Here is a 21,944-nt window from a genome sequence, read left to right on the forward strand (position 1 = left end):
GCAGCCGGTGGGACGACCGACCGAAAGTGATGCGGGTGGACGCGAACGACATGGGTGCCGACCTCAAAGAGGTACTCATCACCAAGGAAGAGATCGACGCGAAGCTGGCCGACCTGGCCGCGCGGATCGACGCGGAGTACGCGGGCAAGGACCTGCTGATCGTCGGTGTCCTCAAGGGCGCGGTGATGGTCATGGCCGACCTCGCACGGGCGCTGTCCACCCCCGTCACCATGGACTGGATGGCGGTGTCCTCGTACGGCGCGGGCACCCAGTCCTCCGGCGTCGTGCGGATCCTCAAGGACCTCGACACCGACATCAAGGGCAAGCACGTCCTGATCGTCGAGGACATCATCGACTCCGGCCTGACCCTGTCGTGGCTGATCTCCAACCTCGGTTCCCGGGAGCCGGCGACCCTGCGGGTGTGCACGCTGCTGCGCAAGCCGGACGCCGCCAAGGTCGCCATCGACGTGGAGTGGGTCGGCTTCGACATCCCCAACGAGTTCGTGGTGGGCTACGGCCTCGACTACGCCGAGAAGTACCGCAACCTCCCGTTCGTGGGTACTCTCGCGCCGCACGTCTACGGCGGCTGACCCGGACGGGCCAAGACCTGTAGGACGATCGGGAACCCCAGCGGCCCCCGCGCCGTTGGAGCATGCAGACGGATCGCCAGCCGTCCCGTGCGGCTTCGGTCCACAATGCTGGGGTACCGTCAGAAGAACTGTCTTATCAAACTCACTATGGCAGGAGGGACGGGGCGACACCGCTCCGTATGGATGGACGTGAAGCGATACTTCCGTGGGCCGGTCATGTGGATCGTGCTGGCCGTCCTTGCCGTGGTCGTGTTGATGCAGGTCGTCGGCTCGTCCGGCGGCTACAAGACGGTGGACACCGGCCAGGTCGTTCAGGCGATCAACGACAACAAGGTCGAGTCGGCCAAGATCACCACCGGTGACGAGCAGACCATCAAGGTCACGCTCAAGGACGGCGTAAAGGTCGACGACAGCTCGAAGATCCAGGCGAGCTATATCGGCGACCAGGGCGTGACCATCGCCAACACGCTGCAGACCAAGTTCCAGGACAAGCAGATCCCCGACGGTTACACCGTCGCGCCGACCAAGCAGAACGCGTTCGTCGGCATCCTGCTCTCCCTGCTCCCCTTCGTACTCATCGTCGTCGTGTTCCTGTTCCTGATGAATCAGATGCAGGGCGGCGGCTCCCGGGTCATGAACTTCGGCAAGTCCAAGGCGAAGCTCATCACCAAGGACACCCCGAAGACGACGTTCTCGGACGTCGCGGGTTCGGACGAGGCCGTCGAGGAGCTCCAGGAGATCAAGGAGTTCCTCCAGGAACCGGCGAAGTTCCAGGCGGTCGGCGCCAAGATCCCGAAGGGCGTACTCCTGTACGGCCCTCCCGGTACCGGCAAGACCCTGCTCGCGCGTGCCGTGGCGGGCGAGGCGGGCGTGCCCTTCTACTCGATCTCCGGTTCCGACTTCGTCGAGATGTTCGTCGGTGTCGGTGCCTCCCGAGTGCGTGACCTGTTCGAGCAGGCCAAGGCGAACGCCCCGGCGATCGTCTTCGTCGACGAGATCGACGCGGTCGGCCGCCACCGCGGCGCCGGCCTCGGTGGTGGTCACGACGAGCGCGAGCAGACCCTGAACCAGCTGCTCGTCGAGATGGACGGCTTCGACGTGAAGGGTGGCGTCATCCTGATCGCCGCCACGAACCGCCCGGACATCCTCGACCCGGCTCTGCTGCGTCCCGGCCGCTTCGACCGCCAGATCGCGGTCGACCGCCCCGACATGCTGGGCCGCCTGGAGATCCTCAAGGTCCACCAGAAGGGCAAGCCGGTCGCGCCCGACGTCGACCTGTCCGCCGTCGCCCGCCGCACCCCCGGTTTCACGGGTGCCGATCTCTCCAACGTCCTGAACGAGGCCGCGCTGCTCACGGCCCGCAGCGACCGGAAGCTGATCGACAACGTGATGCTGGACGAGGCGATCGACCGTGTGGTCGCGGGCCCGCAGAAGCGGACCCGGATCATGTCGGACAAGGAGAAGAAGATCACCGCGTACCACGAGGGCGGTCACGCCCTGGTCGCGGCGGCTTCGCCGAACTCCGACCCGGTCCACAAGATCACGATCCTGTCCCGGGGCCGTGCCCTCGGCTACACGATGGTGCTCCCGGACGAGGACAAGTACTCGACCACGCGCAACGAGATGCTCGACCAGCTGGCTTACATGCTGGGCGGCCGCGCGGCCGAGGAACTGGTCTTCCACGACCCGACCACGGGTGCCGCGAACGACATCGAGAAGGCCACGACCACCGCCCGCGCGATGGTCACGCAGTACGGCATGACCGAGCGGCTCGGCGCGATCAAGTTCGGCGGCGACAACACCGAGCCCTTCCTCGGACGTGAGATGGGTCACCAGCGCGACTACTCGGAAGAGGTCGCCGCGCTGGTGGACGAGGAAGTCAAGAAGCTCATCGAGAACGCGCACAACGAGGCCTGGGAGATCCTGGTCGAGAACCGCGACGTCCTCGACAACCTGGTGCTCCAGCTGCTGGAGAGGGAGACGCTCGGCAAGGAGGAGATCGCCGAGATCTTCGCCACGATCGTCAAGCGGCCGCCGCGGCCCGCCTGGACGGGCTCCTCCCGTCGTACGCCGTCCACCCGTCCGCCGGTGCTCTCCCCCAAGGAGCTGGCACTGACGAACGGCGCGAACGGCGCCACGCCGGCCATCAGCACCGCGAAGTCGACGACGGCGGAGTCCGCCCCGGCGACGGAACCGGCCACGGAGGACCGCCCGGAGAGCTGACGCTCTCGGCCCGGTGAGCGCACCTGGCCCGGAATGGATGCCGCGGCCCCCAGGTTTAGCCTGGGGGTCGCGGCATTTCGCTTGCCCGCAGCTGAGATGCGTGAGCCGCACGCACGACAGGCACAGGAACGAGGCTTCAGATGACCGACCCCGTGACGCTGGACGGCGAGGGCTCCATCGGCGAGTTCGACGAGAAACGCGCCGAGAACGCTGTGCGCGAGCTCCTGATCGCGGTCGGCGAGGACCCGGACCGGGAGGGCCTCAGGGAGACGCCGGCGCGGGTGGCACGGGCGTACAGGGAGATTTTCGCGGGGTTGTGGCAGCAGCCCGAGGACGTGCTGACGACGACGTTCGATCTGGGCCACGACGAGATGGTGCTGGTGAAGGACATCGAGGTGTACTCGACCTGTGAGCACCACCTGGTGCCGTTCCGGGGTGTCGCGCACGTCGGCTACATTCCGGCCACCTCCGGCAAGATCACCGGCCTGTCGAAGCTGGCCCGGCTCGTCGACGTCTACGCACGCCGTCCGCAGGTGCAGGAACGGCTCACCACGCAGATCGCGGACTCCCTGATGGAGATACTGGAACCGCGTGGCGTGATCGTCGTCGTGGAGTGCGAGCACATGTGCATGTCGATGCGCGGCATCCGCAAGCCCGGCGCCAAGACCCTCACCTCGGCGGTGCGCGGTCAGCTGCGGGACGCCGCGACGCGGAACGAGGCCATGAGCCTCATCATGGCGCGCTGACGCCCGAGAGCGTCAGCAGGCGGCCCGACCACCCGAGGGCGTCAAGCCGCCTACCAGACCGTTTCCGGACCGCTCTCAGGCTGTGGTGGCCGCGCCGTTGTCATGCTCGTCGTCGTCCGGGAGCCGGCAGACGCGCTCCAGGAAGAGGGCCGCCGCTATGACGGCGATGCCGGCCAGGACCGAGAAGCCCGCGTAGATGGCCTGGTCGCGGCGGGCGGGGATGTCGAGGGACTCCAGGAGGAAAACGCCGGCGCCGCCGTACATGCCCGCGACGAGGGCGGCCACCAGGGCGCTGGCCTGGCCGAAGACCACCGCTCGGGCCGCCATGAGCGGGTCGACGCCCTTGGCGTCGGGGCGGCGCTCGCGCTGGGCCTTGAGGCGGGCGCGGATCGACAGCGCCGTGGCGAGCAGGATCACGGCGATCACGGCGAGGACGATGGGGGCGGCCAGGGGGACGCTGGGGAGTGTCCCCACCGCGTTCCACAGGCGGGCGCCCGCCCACGAGAGCACTCCGGCGACGACGAACACGCCTGCCAGCACCCTGATGCGAAGCTCTCTCACGGTGTTCCTTCAGCTCCCCCGGAGTACGGTCGTGGACGGCCCGCCGCGGCGGGCCGTCCCTGTGGTCGTCTTGACCTTAACGACTACTCGGGCAGCCGGAGTTCCAGGTCCTTGCGCGGCGCGACTCCGTCACCGGTGACGAAGTCGAGGAGGTCGACGACCGGGCCGTGGCCGGGCAGCTGGGCCTCGGGGTCGACGTCGTGCCAGGGGACGAGGACGAAGGCGCGTTCGTGGGCGCGCGGGTGGGGGAGGGTGAGCTGCGGGTCGTCGGAGACCACGCCCGCGTAGGCGACGATGTCGACGTCGAGGGTGCGCGGGCCCCATCGCTCGTCCCGCACGCGGTTGAAAGCCTCCTCGATCGCGTGGGCGCGCTCCAGGAGCGAGGACGGGGGGAGCGTGGTCTTCAGCACGACGACCGCGTTGAAGTACGACGGCTGGCTGCCGGGCTCGACGCCCCACGGCTCCGTCTCGTACACGGGCGATACGCCCTTGACGCGCACGCCGGGGGTGTCCTCCAGGGCGTCGATGGCGCCCTGGAGGGTCTCCAGCCGGTTGCCGAGGTTCGAGCCGAGGGAGATCACGGCCCGCTGCGGGTTGTGGAGGGTGGTGTCGGCGGCGTCGACCTTCTCGACGACGGAGGCGGGTACCGGCTGTACGGTCGGGTCGCTGTGACCCTCGGTGAAGAAAGCGGTCATACTCGGCTCCGGGTGATGGTGACGGTCACATCGTCGAAGGGGACGGTGATCGGTGCGTCCGGTTTGTGGACGCAGACCTCCACCTCCTCGACCCCCTCGTGCTTCAGGCAGGTCTGGGCGATGCGCTCGGCGAGCGTCTCGATGAGGTTGACGGGCTCGCCCTGGACGACGGCCACGACCTCCTCCGCCACGATGCCGTAGTGCGCGGTCTTCGCCAGGTCGTCGTCGGCCGCGGCCGGGCGGGTGTCCAGCCCGAGGACGAGGTCCACGATGAAGGTCTGGCCCTCCTCGCGCTCCTTGGGGAACACCCCGTGGTGCCCGCGGGCCTTGAGGCCGCGCAGCGCGACACGATCCACGCGAATCACTCCTGCAATCGTCGGTAGCGGCCGGGTCGTACCGCGTGCGGGCGGCACACCGGCCGCGAACGAATCTACCTGCGAGCACTGACAGTGCCGGGCCACACAGGCGGCGACCCGGCCGGGTCCCGAAGGTTCACCGGGCGTTTCCCCCGGGAAACCCATTGACTCACGACCTGGTAGCCGCCCCTACCCACGGTCCGTGATTCCAACCACTTCCTGCTCCGGGCGGCCCTGCCACCCCACTCAGGAGGGTGTGCCGGGGGGGTCCTCCTCCTCTTCCTCGTCGGTCTCGGCGAGCACCGGCGAGGCGTGGTGCGACCAGAGTTTCCAGCCGGCGGACGTGCGGCGGAACACGTTCGTGGCGACGACCAGCTGGCCGACGAGCGGGCCCAGCTCCTCGCTGCCCTCGGGGGCCGGCCCGCCGCTCAGGATGTTCTCGGTGCAGTTCACCAGGGCGGTGTCGCCGGTCACGGAGACATGCACGTCGGTGAGGATGAACTGGATGTACTCGGTGTTCGCCATGATCAGCGCGTACGACCTGAGGACCTCGCCCCGGCCGGTGAGCACCGGCCAGCCCGGGTGCACGCAGGAGATCACTCCGGCGTCGGCCGGGTCGTGGTACTCCTCGTCGACGCCCAGGTCGGCGGGGGTGAGCCAGAGCGAGGTCAGCTCTTCGAAGTCACCGTGTTCCAGCGCCTCGTAGAAGGCGGTGTTGGCGGCCTCGACCTGCTCGACGTCGGTGTGGGGGGCGCTCACCGGGCTCCCTCGGCGGTGTCGGCGCCCGGCGCGTGCTTCGCCGTACGCGCCCCTTCCATGGCGTCCGCTTCGCGCGCCCCTTCCACGGCGCGCGCGACGCGCACCGCGTCTGCCGTCGCGCGCACCTCGTGCACGCGTACCGCCCACGCGCCTGCCTGGGCCGCGAGCGCGGAGACGGCGGCCGTGGCCGCGTCGCGCTCGCGCGCGGGCGGCGGCGCACCCTCCGGTCCCGCCAGTACGTGCCCGAGGAACCGTTTGCGGGAGGCGGCGACGAGCAGGGGGTGGCCGAGAGCGTGCAGCCGGTCGAGGTGGGAGAGCAGGGTCAGGTCGTGCTCGGCCTCCTTGGAGAAGCCGAGGCCGGGGTCGACGACGATGCGGTCGGGGGCGACGCCGCCCGCCAGAACGGCGTCCACGCGCGCGCGGAGCTCGTCGACGACCTCGGTGACGACGTCGTCGTACGTGCCGCGGACGGTGTGGCCCTGGAGGAAGCCGCGCCAGTGCATGACGACGAAGGGGGCGCCCGCCTCGGCCACGACGCCGATCATCGCGGGGTCGGCGAGGCCGCCGCTGACGTCGTTGACCAGGGCGGCGCCGGCCGCGAGGGACTGCTCGGCGACGGAGGCGCGCATGGTGTCGACGGAGACGACGACGCCTTCGGAGGCGAGTGCGCGGACGACGGGGACGACCCGCCTGAGCTCCTCCGCCTCGTCGACGCGGGTGGCGCCGGGGCGGGTCGACTCACCGCCGACGTCGACCAGGTCCGCGCCCTCGGCGACCAGACCGAGCCCGTGTTTGACGGCGGCCGTGGTGTCGAACCAGCGGCCGCCGTCGGAGAAGGAATCGGGGGTCACGTTCACGACTCCCATGACCGCGCAGCGATCCCATTCGGGTAGGCCCGCCACGCGCCCGCGTCCGCTCTGCTTGCTCATACGTTCAGCGTAGGCCTACGAAGAGGCCGTTGGACCGGGCAGGTCCACGGCCCGAGGGGAAGCCTCCGGGCTTGAGGGGGGGCAGGGCTTCCACCCGGACCTGTCCAGGTGACCGGCTCGCGCGGTCATGCCGCGCGGACGTCTCTTTCCGCGAGCCCGTGCGCGCACGGGCGGGGCGCGGCCGCGCGGCGGCGCAGGAAGCGCGGCAGCGGGAGGGCCAGGTTCACGAAGCCCTCGGCCTGCATGGCGGCGAAGCCGATGCGGGGCAGGTCGGCCGAGGCGCGGTAGACGACGAAGCGCGGTTCCCAGCGGGGCTGGAACTTGGCGTTGAACTTGTACAGGGACTCGATCTGGAACCAGCGGGAGAGGAAGACCAGCAGCCCGCGCCAGGCGCGCAGCACCGGGCCCGCGCCGATCTTCTCGCCGCGGGCCAGCGCCGAGCGGAACATCGCGAAGTTGAGTGACACGCGCGCGATGCCGAACTTCGGTGCCGCCTGGAGCGCGGCGACGATGAGGAGTTCGTTCATACCCGGGTCGGCCGAGCGGTCGCGGCGCATGAGGTCCAGCGACACGCCGTCCGTGCCCCAGGGCACGAAGTGCAGGACGGCCTTCAGGTCGCCGTGCGGCCCCGGTTCGGCTTCGGCCTTGTGGGCGGTGGCGATGAGGCAGTCGCCGTCGGAGGCGTCGCCGATGCGGCCGAGCGCCATGGAGAAGCCGCGTTCGGTGTCGGTCCCGCGCCAGTCCTCGGCGGCCAGCCGCAGCCGCTCCAGCTCGGCCTCGCCGAGGTCACGTACGCGCCGTACCCGGGTCTCGTAACCGGCGCGCTCGATGCGCTTGACCATCTGGCGCACGTTGCGCATCGCGCGGCCGGCCAGGGAGAAATCCGCGACGTCCACCACCGCCTCGTCGCCCAGCTCGAGGGCGTCGAGGCCGGTCTCACGGGTCCACACCTCGCCGCCCGTCTCCGAACAGCCCATGACGGCCGGGGTCCAGGAGTGCGCCCTGGCCTCGTCCATGAACCGCTCGATGGCTCCGGGCCAGGCCTCGACGTCGCCGATGGGGTCGCCGCTGGCGAGCATCACGCCGGAGACGACGCGGTACGTCACCGCGGCCTTGCCGCTGGGCGAGAAGACGACGGCCTTGTCGCGGCGGAGCGCGAAGTGACCGAGGGAGTCGCGGCCGCCGTGCTTGGCCAGCAGGGCGCGCAGCCGGGCCTCGTCCTCCTCGGTGAGACGGGCGGCCGGGTGCTCGGGGCGGAAGGCGAAGTAGATCGTGGTGACGGCGGTGAGCAGGCCGAGGGCGCCGAGCGAGAAGGCGACCGTCCAGGTGGTGCTGCCCTGGTAGTCGACCGGTCCCTCGAAGCCGAAGAGGCCGTACAGGACGTGTGCCAGGCGATCGGCCAGGCTCGGGTCGCCGATCAGGCGGTTCGGGTGGACGCTGACGATGACCAGTCCGAGGACGAGGGAACCGGCGCCCATGAGCACGAAGTTGGCGAGCGCGCGCCACCGGCTGCGCGGATCGGGCAGGGCGTCGAACTGGTCGCGATGGCGCAGCAGGGGCGCGAGCAGCGCGAGCGAGATCAGTGCCCCGACCACGGAGTGGCGGTAGGTGAACTGCGAGACCGCGCCCGCCGGCAGCAGGGCCACCGCGGCCCGCCAGGCCCGGCGCTTGCCGCGCTTGAGGCCGTGGGCGAGCAGCAGCAACAGCATGCCGCTGCTGAGCGAGAGCGCGGCCGCGAAGGGCCCGAACGAGCCGGGCAGCACCTCGGCCACGGTGTGCATACGGCTGTGCCGGAACCGCGGGAAGACCCCCGAGGCGACGTCCATGAGCCCCACCAGGGCACAGGCTCTGCCGATGAGGACGGGTACGGACTCCGGGCGCGGTCCTCGCAGGACCTGGCGCACCCGGCTTGATCGGTTCGGAACCCCGCCCGACATTTCCCCATCTTCCCTGACAGACATCGCATCCCGTAGTTCTGCGAGAGACCTTGAATCCGGTGCCGTTTTTTCGGGCATCCGGCGACATTGCGCCCTCTAGGACGGTGTCTAGGGGGGAGAGGTTCATTCCCGCCGACAAAGCTGCTTCAAAGGCCAAGGAAAGTCCGGGACAAGGCTTCGCGAAAGATCGCGGGGAAGCGCGGGAGACCGGGCGGAAAGTGCAGGCAAAAACCCTGATGGGGCTCACTAGCGACAAGATGCTGGTGCTGGCGATCGTGTGCGCCGTACTGCTGTTCGCCGGCACGGTCTGGCTGTGGCCACGGCTGGCCCGGCGCAGTTGGCGGGCCGTCAGCGGACGGGTGGCCCTGCTGCTCGCCACCCAGGTGACGTTGTTCGTCTGTGTGGCGCTCGCGGCCAACCAGGCTTTCGGGTTCTACGCCAGCTGGGCGGACCTGTTCGGGCGGGAGACCGAGCAGGGGGTCGTCGTCGACCACACGGCCGGCGGAGGTTCGGGCGGTCCGCTGGAGGTGGTCGACACCCGGCGGGTGACGTCGGGGGGCAGCTCCCTGCCGCAGGTCGGCGGGCAGATCCAGAAGGTCTCCGTGGTCGGCCGTACGACCCGCGTCGCCACGCCCGCCTACGTGTACCTGCCACCGGAGTACTTCCAGGCCGCGTACCGCACGCGCACGTTCCCGGCCGCGGTCGTACTCACCGGGTATCCGGGCACCGCCGAGGCGCTGGTGGACAAGCTGAACTATCCGCGCACGGCCAGGCAGCTCGCCAAGGACGGCCGTATGCAGCCGCTGATCCTGGTGATGCTGCGGCCGACGGTGGCACCGCCGCGGGACACGGAGTGCGTGGACGTCCCGGGCGGCCCGCAGACCGAGTCGTTCTTCGCCAAGGACCTGCCCGACGCCGTACTGGCCCACTACCGGGTGGGTAAGAAGCCGGGCAGTTGGGGCATCATCGGCGATTCCACCGGCGGCTACTGCGCTCTGAAGCTGGCTCTGCATCATCCCGGTGTGTACGCGGCGGGCGCGGGTCTGTCGCCGTACTACAAGGCGCCTGTCGACCCGACCACCGGTGACCTCTTCCACGGCGACGAGGAACTGCGCCACCGGGCCGACCTGATGTGGTACCTCAAACACAGCCCCGCGCCCGACACCTCACTGCTCGTCACCAGCAGCAAGGTGGGCGAGGCCAACTACCGATCCACGCTGAAGTTCATCGAGCGGGTGAGGGCCACGAATCGGACGCGGATCTCGTCGATCATCCTCGAAAGCGGCGGGCACAACTTCAACACCTGGCGGCGGGAGATCCCGCCGACGCTTCAGTGGATCAGTGGTCGGCTGAGCGACCGCTGAAAAGGCCTCGGTACGGTTGCGATTTTTACGGGCCAGGGCACCACTGTTCGCCTACGCGCGGTAAGTTTCTGGCCATGCCACGTGGACGTCACCGCCATTCCCCGCCCTTGCACAGGCTGTTGCCGCCTTCGGTGATCGCCGGCGTCTCCGTTGTCTGCGCGCTCGCCCCCTGGGTGTTCACGCAGGCGACGGTGCTCCGCGTTCTGGCCGCGGCGGCCGCCGTGACGGCTGTCCTGGGCGCGGTCGTCATGCGCCGCTGGGACAGCCAGGCGGGCAAGCAGGTCGCCGACCTCACGCGCGCGCGGGTGAGCGACGACTGGCGGCACGAGGAACGGGTCGCCGAACTGGAGACCGACCTCGAGGAGTCCCGCGAGCTGCGCGTCAAGCTGGAGCAGCGGCTGCGGGCGAAGCGCGCGGAGCTGGCGGGGCTGCGCAACGAGCACGCGGCGCTGCTGCGGCGGTACGCCACGGCGGAGACCGAGCGCGCGACCGCGCTGGAAGGCCGCCGGCTGCTGGAGATAGAGACCACGGCTCCGGCCCGTGCCCTGCCGCCCGCGCCGGTGCCGCCGACCGAGGAGGAGACCGAGGCTGTGGCTGCCCCGGCCGGGACCGGGACGGGCACCGAGGTCGACACCTGGTCCGGGGCCGAGGACGCCGAGTACGCCGAGTACGGCGAGTACGGCGAGTACGCCGAGTACGCCGAGTACGCCGAGGACGCCGAGGACGCCGAGGACGCCGAGGACGCCGAGAACATGGAGACGGCGGAGAGCGCGGAGGCGGCCGAGGACCCGGCCGAGGACGCGGAGACCTCCGGCGAGGACCCGGCGGCGGCTTCGACCGTCTTCTCCCCTGAGGGCTCCAAGCTGTTCCTGCGCGCGAAGGCGGCGCTGACCCGGTTCGACGGCGAGGCCGTCACGGAGACCTCGTCCAAGCTGTCCAAGCTGTCCAAGCTGTCCAAGTCGTCCGAGTCGTCCGAGTCGGCTGAGCCGTCCCGTTTCGCCGGTTCGGCCGCCGACGGTGGCGCCACCGAGGTGGAGGCCGCGCAGGAGGACGAGGCGCAGGGGAAGCCCGAGGCGGTCGACGGGCATCAGCGCGCGGCCGCCGAACCCATGGCCGACGCGGAGGACCGGCCCACCGCGCGGAGCGCCACCACCGGTGCGGCGACCCCGGCGGGCACCGCCACCCGTGGGCGGACGGTCACTTCGACGGGCACTGCCGCCCAGGGGGCGACGCCCGCCCGGGCGCGTTCCGCCGATGCGGCGGAGGCGGGCGCCCCGACGGACGCCGCCACCCGCGTGCGGACGGCCGCCCCGGCACGGAACGAGCCCCTGGCGCGGAACGACGCTTCGGCGCGGACCGCGGCTTCGGCCGACACGGCCGCCCCGGCACGGACCGCGCCCCAGGCGGAGCCGGCCGCTTCGACGATGATCGCCGTCCAGGCGAAGCCTCTCGCCCAGGCCGCCATGGCGGGCCCGGCGGAGACCGCCACCGCGTCGGAGGCGGTCGCCCGGGCGCGGGCCGTCACCCCGGTGGAGACCGCCACCCCTGCCGAGACCGACGCCCCCGCGGCAGCCCCGGCACCCGGCGAGCCGGCCGCCCCGGTGCGGACCGGTGCCCCCGTGCAGCGGCCCTCAGGGCACTTCACCGTGCCGACCGCGGTGGCCGTCGTACCGGCTGCCGCGCCCGTGCGGCGGCCGACGGCGGAGGGCGGGTTCGACTTCTTCGGTATGGAGAAGCCGTCCGAGTCCACCGCCCTGGAGGCCGTGCAGAACGAGGACCTCGCCGATGTCGTCGGTCAGGAGGCGCTCGCCCTGCACAAGGCCGAGGCGGAGGCGGAGTTCAAGCCGGTGGACCCGCAGGCGCGTGGCGTCGGCCAGGTCATCGACCTGACGGCGCACGACGAGACGGAGCAGATCGACCTTCAGGGGCTGCGCAGCGCGGCGTCCTGACGTCGCTCAGGTCATCCACCGGTCCGGCCGAGCGTCACGGCGTCCCGTACGTGACCGCTCGGCCTGGCCGCGCAGCAGCTCCGCGGCCTCGTCCGCGTCCCGCAGCCGGGCCGCCACCGACTTGTTCGCGCCCGTGTCCACGTGCACGTCGGCGACCCGCCACAGCCGCTGCCACGGCCCCTGCGTCAGCCGTACGCTCTGCACCTTGGCGTGCGGCACCAGCGCCAGGCTGCGTCGCAGCAGCCCGCGCCGGGTGGCGAACACCGCGTCGGTGACGACGAGCCCGTGCCCGCGCCACCACACCGGCAGGCACCGGCCCGCCCGGCGCGGCGGCCGGGACAGCGCCGTGGCCGGCGGCACGGTCACCCCGGGCAGCACGCGCGCGACGATCGCCTCGGCGAGCTCCCGCGGAGCGACCGGCACCAGCACGGAGTTGGCCGACCCCGCCACGTCCAGCTCCACCCGCACCCAGTCGCGCCGCCGCCACAGCAGCGGCTGCACGAGCCGTACGGTCTGCACGCGTCCCGGCGGCACCGTCTCGTGGGTGCGGTCCAGCAGCCCGTGGTCGATCCGCAGCCCGTCCGGCGAATCGCCCACCGTCCAGTCGTACTCCCCGACGAACCGGCCGACGCTGCTGGCGCCCGCCGCGCCGAGCAGCGGCACACCGGTGGCGAGGACCGTCCACACGCTGTGGGTGGCGAGCCACAGCACCGGCGGTACGACGAGTGCGGCGGCCAGCGAGCCCCAGGTCGCACCGGTCAGCAGCAGTGAGACGGCGAGGTCGCCCGCGGGCAGGCGCAGCAGTTGCCTGGACGGTGCCTCGCCGACCTCGTGGGCCGTCTCGGGCGCGAAGCCGGCCGCCCGGGCGAGCAGTTCGGCCCGCAGCGCCCGCGCGTCGTCCTCGCCCAGGAAGGCGAGTTCGTCCTTCTTGTCCGTGCCGACGACGTCGATCCTGAGCTTGGCGACGCCCCCCACGCGCGCGAGGAGCGGCCGGCTGACGTCGACGGCCTGAATGCGTTCCAGCCGGATGTGCGCGGTGCGCCGGAACAACAGGCCGGTCCGTATGCGCAGTTCGGACTCGGTCACCGAGAAGTGGGTGAACCACCAGGTGAGGAAGCCGTAGAGGGCGGCGGCCGGGACGAACACGGCGAGGGCGAGCAGCAGGGTCGTGGTGGTCAGCCGGGTCAGCTGTTCCTGGGCCTGGTTGGGGTCGTGCACCGCCCATCCGACGATCACCGCGACGGGCGCCCAGGCCCGTCTGAACGGCGTGACGGGATGCAGCCGCCGCTCGGTGACGGGCCGGTCCTCGCGTACGTCCCGGTCGACGTCCGGCGCGGTCACAGCCCCGCCGATCGGGCCTCGCCGAGCTCGGTGAGCCGGTCGCGCAGCCGTTCCGCCTCGGCCGGGTCGAGGCCGGGGATGGTCGCGTCGGTCGCGGCGGCCGCCGTGTGCAGCTGCACACTGGCCAGCCCGAAGTGCCGCTCGACGGGCCCGGAGGTGACCTCGACCAGCTGCATCCGCCCGTACGGCACGACGGTCTCCTCGCGCCACAGCACGCCCCTGCTGATGAGCAGGTCGTCGGCGCGCTCGGCGTAGCGCCAGGAACGCCAGTTGCGGCCGAGCATCACCCAGCCCCACGCGATCAGCGCCAGCGGCAGCAGCGCGAAGGCGGCCCAGGCGGGCCCCGCGAGCAGGCCGAGCAGCAGTCCGGTGGCGAGGGTCGTCAGTCCCAGCCACACCACCAGCAGCAGCCGTCGCATCCGCAGCAGCCCGGGCGGCAGTCCCGTCCACCCCGGCCGGCTCTCCGTCGCCCCGGTGTTTTCCCGGCTCCCCGTTTCCATGAGGCCAGCGTACGTAGGAGAGACTGTGTCCATGACTCCTACGACGGAGACCACGGTCGGGATCGGCGGTGCCGCGGAGAGCACCGACATGGTGCTGAACATCGGGCCCCAGCATCCCTCCACGCACGGCGTGCTGCGGCTGCGGCTCGTGCTCGACGGCGAGCGCATCGTCAGCGCCGAACCGGTGATCGGCTACATGCACCGCGGCGCCGAGAAGCTCTTCGAGGCGCGCGACTACCGCCAGATCATCATGCTCGCCAACCGCCACGACTGGCTGTCGGCCTTCTCGAACGAGCTCGGCGTGGTCCTCGCGGTGGAGCGCATGCTCGGCATGGAGGTCCCGCAGCGCGCGGTGTGGACGCGCACGCTCCTCGCGGAGCTGAACCGGGTGCTGAACCACCTGATGTTCCTGGGCTCGTATCCGCTGGAACTGGGCGGCATCACCCCGGTCTTCTACGCGTTCCGGGAGCGAGAGGTCCTCCAGAACGTCATGGAGGAGGTCTCCGGCGGGCGCATGCACTACATGTTCAACCGCGTCGGCGGCCTGAAGGAGGACCTGCCGGCCGGCTGGGCCGCACGCGCGCGTGCCGCCGTCTCCGCGGTGCGCTCGCGGATGGGCGTCTTCGACGACCTGGTGCTCGGCAACGAGATCTTCCGGGGGCGTACGCGGGGCGTGGGTGCCCTCACTCCGGAGGCCGTGCACGCGTACGGCGTGAGCGGACCGATCGCGCGCGCCTCGGGCGTCGACTTCGACCTGCGCCGGGACGAGCCCTACCTCGCCTACGGGGAGCTCCAGGACACCCTGAGGGTGGTCACCCGGCGGGAGGGCGACTGCCTGGCCCGCTTCGAGTGCCTCCTGGAGCAGACGCACAACGCGCTGGAGCTCGCCGACGCCTGCCTCGACCGGCTCGCCGACCTGCCGCCCGGGCCGGTCAACCAGCGGCTGCCGAAGGTCCTGAAGGCGCCCGAGGGACACACGTACGCCTGGACCGAGAACCCGCTCGGCATCAACGGCTACTACCTGGTCAGCAAGGGCGAGAAGACCCCGTACCGGCTGAAGCTGCGCTCCGCCTCGTACAACAACATCCAGGCGCTGGCCGTGCTGCTGCCGGGCACGCTGGTGGCGGACATGGTGGCGATCCTCGGGTCACTGTTCTTCGTCGTCGGGGACATCGACAAGTAGCTCGCCGGAGGGGCCCAGCGGGTCCGCGACGCCCACCGGCTGGAGCAGCCAGCCGAAGTCGCCGAGCCCTCCGGACGCGGTCAGCTCGGCGGCCTCCCCGGCGCTCGCGAGGGCGCGTACATAGGCCGAGGGGTCGGTGGAGGCGAGCGCGAGCGGGGGGCGTGCGCCGGTGAGACCCAGGGCGCTCAACGCCTCGCGTTGCGGCAGCGTGCGTGCGCCGGGGAGGGCGCACGCGTCCAGCGCGACATGTGCCGTGAGATCACAGGACCCGTCCGGTACGGGCGCTGTCGCGCGCCCCTCCCGGAAGCCGGCGAGCGTCCCGAACGGGGGGCGCGTGTCGGCGGTGTGCGCGTAGTCCACGGCCACCGCGAGCCCGCGCTCGACGTGGGAGACGGCGGTCGCCCACGCGGTGTCCCGGGGGAGCCCGATCTCCGCGCGCGGCCCCTCCACGTCCGGCAGCGGCCACCAGCGCGCGAGCCACCGCGCCGCGGCGCCCCCGACCGGCTCCCCGAGCCGCTCGACGCCGTCCCGCCGGACCAGGACCAGCCGCGGTACGCCCGCCGCGTCCACCTCGACGACGTCCACGGGCACGTTGTCCAGCCACTCGTTGGCGAACAGCAGCCCGGTGACGTGCCGCGGCGGCTCGGGCAGCCACTCGATCCGCGGATCGAGGCCGTGCGGGCGGTCGGCGATCTCGACGGCGTACGCACGCGTGCGTACGGCCACCTCGGCGGGCAGCGCGCCGAGCACCCCGCGGGCCAGTTCGCCCCGTCCGGCGGCCATGTCGACGAAGTCGAGCGGGGCGGGCCGGCCCAGGGCCACGTCCACCCGGCACAGCAGCCGGGCCACCGCCCCGGCGAACAGCGGCGACGCGTGCACCGACGTACGGAAGTGCCCGGCGGGGCCCTCCGGGCGCCGGTAGAAGCCGTCCGGCCCGTACAGGGCGTCCTCGGTCGCCGCCCGCCAGCCACGCCACTCGCCGTCCGGACCGTCGGCTCCCGCCATGCCCGTGGTGCCTGTCGTTTCCGCCTCCATCCGGTCAGACTAGGCGCACTGGTGATCAGGGCCTCCACCTTGCGGAGTACATGCGACGGGTACGGATCGGTCCTCCGGTTGACCCCTGCACGCATCTTGCTTCCCTACGCTGGGTCACGTGCAGCGCCTCTATGACTTCCTCCGCAGACACCCGACCTGGGTCGACGGCTTCTGGGCCGTCGTCCTGTTCGGGATCTCGGTCGCGAGCGAAGTCACCCGCCAGGAGTCCGCGGGCACCGACTCGCAGGCCGCGATCATCCCGGTGACGCTCCTGCTGGGCCTGGTGGTCGCGCTGCGCCGCCGCATGCCGGAGAGGATGCTGCTGCTGACCGCCGCCCTCGGGGTGGCGCAGCTGGTGCTGGACGTCGAGACGACGCCCGCCGACTTCGCCATGCTGGTGATCGTCTACACGGTCGCCGCGACCGGCGCGCGCTGGGCGTCCTGGCTCGCGCTGGCCATGGGTCTGGTCGCGGCCTCCCTGGCGCAGTTGCGCTGGCCGAACGGGGAGACGAGCGCCGCGGGGAACGTCGCGATAGTGGTCTTCCAGACCGTGCCGTTCGCCCTCGCCTGGGTGCTCGGCGACTCGATCCGCACCCGCCGCGCCTACTTCGCGCAGCTGGAGGAGCGCGCGGCGCGCCTGGAGACGGAGCGCGAGGCGCAGGCGAAGGTCGCGGTCGCCGCCGAGCGCGCCCGGATCGCGCGCGAGCTGCACGACGTGGTCGCGCACAACGTGTCCGTGATGGTGGTGCAGGCCGACGGCGCCGCCTACGTCCTCGACGCGGCGCCCGACCAGGCGAAGAAGGCCCTGGAGACGATCTCCTCCACCGGCCGCCAGGCCCTCGCCGAGATGCGCCGCCTACTGGGCGTGCTGCGGACGGGCGAGCACAAGGAGGTCGGGGAGTACGTGCCGCAGCCCGACGTCCAGCAGATCGAGGACCTCGTCGAGCAGTGCCGGACCTCGGGCCTGCCCGTCGACTTCAAGGTCGAGGGCACTCCGCGCCCGCTGCCCAGCGGCGTCGAGCTCACCGCGTACCGCATCGTGCAGGAGGCGCTCACCAACACCCGCAAGCACGGCGGGCCGAACGCGGGCGCGAGCGTGCGGCTGGTCTACTTCGACGACGGCCTCGGTCTGCTCGTCGAGGACGACGGCAAGGGCGCTCCGCACGAGCTGTACGAGGAGGGCGGTGCGGACGGCCGGGGCCATGGTCTGATCGGCATGCGCGAGCGTGTGGGCATGGTCGGCGGAACCCTCGACGCGGGCCCGCGTCCGGGCGGAGGATTCCGTATCAGCGCCCTGCTCCCGCTCAAACCGGCCCATTGACGCCGACGCACGTCCCTCATTGACACCTGTCACGGCACCTGTCACGCCGCCCCACGAACCACGAAACGGAAGAGGCCCCATGACGATCCGCGTGATGCTCGTCGACGACCAGGTGCTGCTGCGCACCGGGTTCCGGATGGTGCTCGCCGCCCAGCCGGACATGGAGGTCGTCGCGGAGGCGGGCGACGGTGTCGAGGCCCTCCAGGTGCTGCGCTCCACCGCTGTCGACGTCGTCCTGATGGACGTCCGGATGCCGAAGCTCGACGGTGTGGAGACCACCCGCCGGATCTGCTCGGAGCCCGAGCCGCCGAAGGTGCTGATCCTGACCACGTTCGACCTCGACGAGTACGCGTTCTCGGGGCTGAAGGCGGGCGCGTCCGGGTTCATGCTCAAGGACGTGCCGCCCGCCGAGCTGCTCACCGCGATCCGCTCGGTGCACAGCGGCGACGCCGTGGTCGCGCCCTCCACCACGCGCCGCCTCCTCGACCGCTTCGCGCCGATGCTGCCCGCCACCGGCAAGGAGCCCCAGTACAAGGAGCTGGAGCGGCTCACCGACCGGGAGCGCGAGGTGATGGTGCTGGTCGCCCAGGGGCTGTCCAACGGCGAGATCGCGGCCCGGCTGGTGCTGTCCGAGGCGACCGTCAAGACCCACGTGGGCCGCATCCTGACGAAGCTGGGGCTGCGGGACCGGGTGCAGGTGGTGGTCCTGGCGTACGAGACGGGGCTGGTGCGGGCCGGCGGCGGACGGGGCTGAACCAACCCGGCGGACCTCGGGAGCGGGCTCCGGGAGCGGGCTCCGGGAGCAGGCTCCGGAGAGTGTCGGACCACGGGGAGCGGATCGCGGGGCGGGTCGCGGGGCGTGGGTCGCGGACGCGCGCACCACAGGGCGCGGATCGTGGGTGTGCGCCCGCCCCCGGGCGTGGATCACAGGGAATCGTGACCTGGGCGCAACCGGCGGCCACTAGGGTCTGCGCATGCTCCTGTGGATCAACGGCCCCTTCGGGGGCGGCAAGACACAGACCGCACACGAGATCCGGCGCCGGCTCCCCGGCAGCGTGATCTGCGACCCCGAGCACGCCGGTTTCGGCCTGCGCCGGATGCTGCCGCCCGAACTGCGCGGCGATTTCCAGGACCTGGTCTCCTGGCGGCAGGGTGTCGTGGAGATCCTCGACCGGGCCCTCACCGAACAGGACGGTGTGGTGATCGTCCCGATGACGGTCACCGACTCCGGCCACTTCGCGCAGACCGTGGGCCGGCTCCGCGAACTAGGCCACGACGTGCGCCACTTCACGCTGCTCGCCCAGCGCGAGACCGTGCTGCGACGGCTGCGGGAGCGTGGAATCGGGCGCCTGCTCTCCTACGTCACCGGGAAGAACGCGGCGCCGCGCGGGGAGAGCTGGGCCGTGCGGCAGCTCGACCACTGCCTGGAGCGGCTGAGCGAACCGGAGTTCGCCGAGCACCTGTGGACCGACCACTCGACCGTGCCGAAGACGGCGGACCGCATAGCCGTCCTGGCCGGACTGACGCTGCGCCCCAACACCGAGGGCGCGCTGCGCACCCGGCTGCGGCAGGCACGGGTGGGGATCCGGCACATCCGGTTCGACTGACCGCCCGCCGCCGCGACGGTCCGAGGTCCCCTGCGGCTTCGCGACGGTCCGAGGTCCCCTGCGGCTTCGCGACGGTCCGAGGTCCCCGCCGACTTCCGCGAGGTCCGAGGTCGCTGCCGTCCCGCCGCGGCTGTCCGAGGTCCCTCCGGTCGCCGCGGCTATCTGAGGATCCCCTCCAGGAAGTCGCTGCCCAGCCGTGCCACCACGGAGACGTCCAGCTGGTGCAGGACGTACCGGCCGCGCCGGCGGGTGGTGACCAGGCCGGCCTTCTTGAGCACCCCGAGGTGGCGGGATATCTCGGGCGCCGTCATGCCGTGCGCCTGGGCCAGCTCGCTGGTGGTGTACTCGCTGCGGGCCAGATGGCGGCACAGGCGCATCCGGACGGGGTGGGACAGGGCGGTCATCCGCAGGGCGAGCTGTTCGACCGACGGGGGCGAGGCCAGTTCGGGCGATCCGACCGGGTAGTGCAGGAGCGGCTGCCAGCTGTAGCGGAACAGCACGTTCAGATGCGGCAGGCCGAGGCTGGTCGGCACCAGCAGGAGGCCGCCGCCCGCCGTGGCGGTGCGGCCCTGGATCAGCTTGTCCACGACGATCCGACCGGCGGTCTCGTCCACCGTCACGACAGGGGAGACCGCGGTCAGCGCCTCGGCCAGCCCCTTGTGCCGCAGCAGCTCCGTCTTGCGCCGGGCGTCCGCCGTCAGCTGGTGGCGCAGCCGGGACCAGGTCTCCTCGAAGAACGCCGCGTCGCAGTCCTCCAGGAAGCGCCGCAGCCACGCCCGGACACCGGGCGGGTCGTCGAGCAGCCGCCGGGCGAACCGCACCTGCTGCGGTCCGCGGGTGGCGGCGACCTCCAGCGCGCGGCGGCGGACGACGGGGTCGGACAGGATGTCCGGCGCCTTGGTGTCATACGTCAGTGGGCAGGTGAACTCCAGGGCCGCGTCCACGAACTGCTCGTCCGTCAGCTTGTCCAGGAGGTCCAGGTCCTCGGCGAGGGTGGCGCCCGGGAACGTGCTGCCGCCCGGGATGCCCGCGCACGGCAGGAACACGTCCGAGAACGTCGTACGCCACAGGAAGTCGGCCTCGCACATCCGGTCGGCCAGGTGCGAGTCGAGCCGGCTGGTCACGCTCGTCACCCAGCCCTGGAGACCCGGGTGGTGCCCCGGCTCGGCCAGCGCGTGCAGCGCCATGCCGAGCTCGGCCAGGGGAGAGGGCACGACGGCGATCCTCTCCGGCCGCAGCCCCGCGATGTCGATGCTCACGCTCATGCCCCCATGGTGCACCCCACCACCGACAACGCCGTCGACGCCGGCTGTCCGCTAGCCGCTGACGCCGTCGTGCACCCTGCGCAGCCGGGCCACGAACTCCGCGACGGCCGCCTTCACGTCCCGCGCCGTCCAGTCCAGGCCGGCGGCGCGCACGGCGACCTCGGTGAAGGCCAGCCCCGGTCCGCCGGACTGCCAGCCGGTGGCGAAGAGCAGCGTCCCCGTCTCCTCGCCCTGGAGCACCGCCGCTTCGGCGAGCACGTCCGGCCCGTACGGCAGCCACACCTGGAAATCGTGGGTGTGCGGCTCCTCGGGGTGCACGCGGGCCCACGGCACGCCCGCCTCGGCGAACCCCTCCCGCAGCGCGGCGGCCACCACGCGCGCGTGACGCACGTAGTCGGGCAGCCGGGGCAGCTCGCGGTCGAGGCCGGCGAGGGCCGACAGCACGGTGGGGAACTGCTGGAACACCATGCCGCCGTACCGGTGCCGCCAGACCTTCGCCTCCTCCACCAGGGTCGCGGGCCCGGCCAGGGCCGCGCCGCCGAAGGCGTCCAGGGACTTGTAGAACGACACGTAGACGCTGTCCGCGAGGCCGGCGATCTCCGCCAGGGGGCGGCCGAAGTGGACGGTGGACTCCCACAGGCGCGCGCCGTCGATGTGTACCACCGCGTCCCGCTCGCGCGCCGCCTCCACCACCTCGGTGAGCTCCGCCCAGGAGGGCAGGACGAAACCGGCGTCCCTGAGGGGAAGTTCCAGCATCAGGGTCCCGAAGGGCTCCGGGAAGTCGCGCACCTCGTCGGCCGTCGGCAGCCGGGGCTCGCTCGTCACCCGGACCGGGCGCAGGCCGCTGACCTGGCTGAACGCCTGCCGCTCATGTACCTCGGGGTGTGCCAGCGCGTGCAGCGCGACCCTGGGGTCGCCGGTGCGGCCCGCCCAGCAGCGCAGGGCCACCTGCTGGGCCATCGTGCCCGTCGGGAAGAACGCGGCGGCCTCCGTGCCCAGCAGCGCGGCGACGCGTTCCTCCAGGTGCGCCACGATCCGGTTGCCGTAGACGTCCGCCGGTTCGTCGAGGTCGTAGACCTGGGGTGCCGTTTCGTGCAGGTGTGCGAGCCGTTCGCGGAGGGTGCCCCGGAAGCCCGCCCGGGACAGGAGGCGCCGGGCGTTCCGGTGGGCGACGGAACGCCGTTCCTGCATCTGCTCCTGGGGGTCCTGGGGGTCCTGGGGCGTCGGCGTCTCTTGGGCCGCCCGTGCCGCCTGCGCCGTCTGGGGCACTGACGCCTCCGTGCTCCCCGCGTTCTCCGCGCGCCCCGCGTTCTCCGCGCGCCCCGCGTCCTCCGTGCTCCCCGCGTCCTCCGCGCGCCCCGCGTTCTCCGCGCGCCCCGCGTCCTCCGCGCCCCGCTCCACCGTGTCGTCCATGCCACGGATCATGCCGTGCGCCGATCGGGGAGGGCACGCGGATTCACCGGATGCGGGGGCGCCCGGAAACCCACAGCCTGTGGACGACCGGACGCCCCCGGGACCGATAGCGTTAACATGACGAGAAATCGTCCGGTACCCAGAGCGGACTGGAACGGGAAGGCCACGGT

Annotated in this window: 19 protein-coding genes and 1 pseudogene; 9 read left to right on the forward strand and 11 right to left on the reverse strand. The window is 71.9% G+C overall.

From position 1 onward, the window contains the following. Window positions 1–29: 29 nt before the first annotated feature. The 3 genes from hpt to folE all read left to right on the forward strand — a co-directional run bounded on the left by hpt (window position 30) and on the right by folE (window position 3,559). Window positions 30–590, forward strand: a complete 561-nt coding sequence (gene hpt / locus ACFV0T_RS08305) for a hypoxanthine phosphoribosyltransferase (RefSeq protein ID WP_385775794.1) — start codon at window positions 30–32, stop codon at window positions 588–590. 183 nt (window positions 591–773) lie between these two features. After that, on the forward strand, window positions 774–2,813 hold the full coding sequence (gene ftsH, locus ACFV0T_RS08310) for an ATP-dependent zinc metalloprotease FtsH (protein ID WP_385775796.1): 2,040 nt from the start codon (window positions 774–776) through the stop codon (window positions 2,811–2,813). A gap of 140 nt (window positions 2,814–2,953) precedes the next feature. Then, window positions 2,954–3,559, forward strand: coding sequence for a GTP cyclohydrolase I FolE (gene folE / locus ACFV0T_RS08315; RefSeq protein ID WP_385775798.1), 606 nt, complete (start codon window positions 2,954–2,956; stop codon window positions 3,557–3,559). 75 nt (window positions 3,560–3,634) lie between these two features. On the opposite strand, the gene ACFV0T_RS08320 is transcribed toward folE, so the two are convergent. From ACFV0T_RS08320 to ACFV0T_RS08345, 6 genes are all read right to left on the reverse strand, one after another. Then, complete coding sequence (locus ACFV0T_RS08320) at window positions 3,635–4,120, reverse strand: DUF3180 domain-containing protein (protein ID WP_385775800.1); 486 nt, start codon at window positions 4,118–4,120, stop codon at window positions 3,635–3,637. 83 nt (window positions 4,121–4,203) lie between these two features. Further along, on the reverse strand, window positions 4,204–4,815 hold the full coding sequence (gene folK / locus ACFV0T_RS08325; RefSeq protein WP_385775802.1) for a 2-amino-4-hydroxy-6-hydroxymethyldihydropteridine diphosphokinase: 612 nt from the start codon (window positions 4,813–4,815) through the stop codon (window positions 4,204–4,206). Next, window positions 4,812–5,171, reverse strand: coding sequence for a dihydroneopterin aldolase (gene folB / locus ACFV0T_RS08330; RefSeq protein ID WP_385775804.1), 360 nt, complete (start codon window positions 5,169–5,171; stop codon window positions 4,812–4,814). The genes folK and folB overlap by 4 nt, the downstream gene beginning before the upstream one ends. Before the next feature lie 246 nt (window positions 5,172–5,417). Continuing rightward, window positions 5,418–5,930 carry a nuclear transport factor 2 family protein gene (locus tag ACFV0T_RS08335; protein WP_385775806.1) on the reverse strand — a complete coding sequence of 171 codons (513 nt, stop codon included), beginning with the start codon at window positions 5,928–5,930 and terminating at the stop codon, window positions 5,418–5,420. Next, on the reverse strand, window positions 5,927–6,859 hold the full coding sequence (gene folP, locus ACFV0T_RS08340; protein WP_385775808.1) for a dihydropteroate synthase: 933 nt from the start codon (window positions 6,857–6,859) through the stop codon (window positions 5,927–5,929). The genes ACFV0T_RS08335 and folP overlap by 4 nt, the downstream gene beginning before the upstream one ends. A gap of 125 nt (window positions 6,860–6,984) precedes the next feature. Continuing rightward, entirely contained in the window at window positions 6,985–8,796 is a 1,812-nt protein-coding gene (locus ACFV0T_RS08345) for a phosphatidylglycerol lysyltransferase domain-containing protein (RefSeq protein WP_385775810.1), read from the reverse strand. A gap of 236 nt (window positions 8,797–9,032) precedes the next feature. Here ACFV0T_RS08345 and ACFV0T_RS08350 point away from each other — a divergent pair, with 236 nt between their 5' ends. Next, complete coding sequence (locus tag ACFV0T_RS08350; protein ID WP_385775812.1) at window positions 9,033–10,160, forward strand: alpha/beta hydrolase; 1,128 nt, start codon at window positions 9,033–9,035, stop codon at window positions 10,158–10,160. A 74-nt stretch (window positions 10,161–10,234) separates the two neighbouring features. Continuing rightward, window positions 10,235–10,780, forward strand: a pseudogene (locus ACFV0T_RS08355) (hypothetical protein); the annotation flags it as partial. Window positions 10,781–12,115: 1,335 nt separating this feature from the next. Here the strand turns inward: ACFV0T_RS08355 and ACFV0T_RS08360 are convergent. Then, the gene (locus ACFV0T_RS08360) at window positions 12,116–13,450 is read right to left on the reverse strand and encodes a PH domain-containing protein (RefSeq protein ID WP_385775815.1); all 1,335 of its coding nucleotides are present in this window, start codon (window positions 13,448–13,450) and stop codon (window positions 12,116–12,118) included. Continuing rightward, window positions 13,447–13,950 carry a PH domain-containing protein gene (locus ACFV0T_RS08365; protein ID WP_385775817.1) on the reverse strand — a complete coding sequence of 168 codons (504 nt, stop codon included), beginning with the start codon at window positions 13,948–13,950 and terminating at the stop codon, window positions 13,447–13,449. Before ACFV0T_RS08365 ends, ACFV0T_RS08360 begins: the two co-directional genes overlap by 4 nt. 31 nt (window positions 13,951–13,981) lie before the next feature. On the opposite strand from ACFV0T_RS08365, the gene ACFV0T_RS08370 reads away from it, so the two are divergent. Beyond that, the gene (locus tag ACFV0T_RS08370) at window positions 13,982–15,133 is read left to right on the forward strand and encodes an NADH-quinone oxidoreductase subunit D (protein WP_385775820.1); all 1,152 of its coding nucleotides are present in this window, start codon (window positions 13,982–13,984) and stop codon (window positions 15,131–15,133) included. Here the strand turns inward: ACFV0T_RS08370 and ACFV0T_RS08375 are convergent. After that, window positions 15,098–16,168, reverse strand: coding sequence for an SAM-dependent methyltransferase (locus ACFV0T_RS08375; protein ID WP_385775823.1), 1,071 nt, complete (start codon window positions 16,166–16,168; stop codon window positions 15,098–15,100). The two genes, ACFV0T_RS08370 and ACFV0T_RS08375, sit on opposite strands and share 36 nt — an antisense overlap. Before the next feature lie 118 nt (window positions 16,169–16,286). Here ACFV0T_RS08375 and ACFV0T_RS08380 point away from each other — a divergent pair, with 118 nt between their 5' ends. From ACFV0T_RS08380 to ACFV0T_RS08390, 3 genes are all read left to right on the forward strand, one after another. Further along, the gene (locus ACFV0T_RS08380; protein WP_385775825.1) at window positions 16,287–17,489 is read left to right on the forward strand and encodes a histidine kinase; all 1,203 of its coding nucleotides are present in this window, start codon (window positions 16,287–16,289) and stop codon (window positions 17,487–17,489) included. 79 nt (window positions 17,490–17,568) lie between these two features. Beyond that, window positions 17,569–18,243 (forward strand): response regulator, encoded by a 675-nt coding sequence (locus ACFV0T_RS08385; protein WP_385775827.1) that lies wholly within the window; start codon window positions 17,569–17,571, stop codon window positions 18,241–18,243. A 220-nt stretch (window positions 18,244–18,463) separates the two neighbouring features. Then, the gene (locus ACFV0T_RS08390) at window positions 18,464–19,096 is read left to right on the forward strand and encodes an AAA family ATPase (RefSeq protein WP_385775829.1); all 633 of its coding nucleotides are present in this window, start codon (window positions 18,464–18,466) and stop codon (window positions 19,094–19,096) included. A gap of 158 nt (window positions 19,097–19,254) precedes the next feature. Here ACFV0T_RS08390 and ACFV0T_RS08395 read toward each other — a convergent pair whose 3' ends face one another. Together ACFV0T_RS08395 and ACFV0T_RS08400 are read right to left on the reverse strand one after the other, a co-directional pair. After that, a complete protein-coding gene (locus tag ACFV0T_RS08395) occupies window positions 19,255–20,361 on the reverse strand; it encodes a DUF5937 family protein (protein ID WP_385775831.1) in 1,107 nt (368 codons plus the stop codon). Between the two features lie 51 nt (window positions 20,362–20,412). Continuing rightward, window positions 20,413–21,552, reverse strand: a complete 1,140-nt coding sequence (locus tag ACFV0T_RS08400) for a threonine aldolase family protein (protein ID WP_385775930.1) — start codon at window positions 21,550–21,552, stop codon at window positions 20,413–20,415. Between the last annotated feature and the right edge of the window lie 392 nt (window positions 21,553–21,944).

Origin of the sequence: Streptomyces sp. NPDC059582, from assembly GCF_042735715.1 — a bacterium.
Lineage (GTDB): Bacteria > Actinomycetota > Actinomycetes > Streptomycetales > Streptomycetaceae > Streptomyces.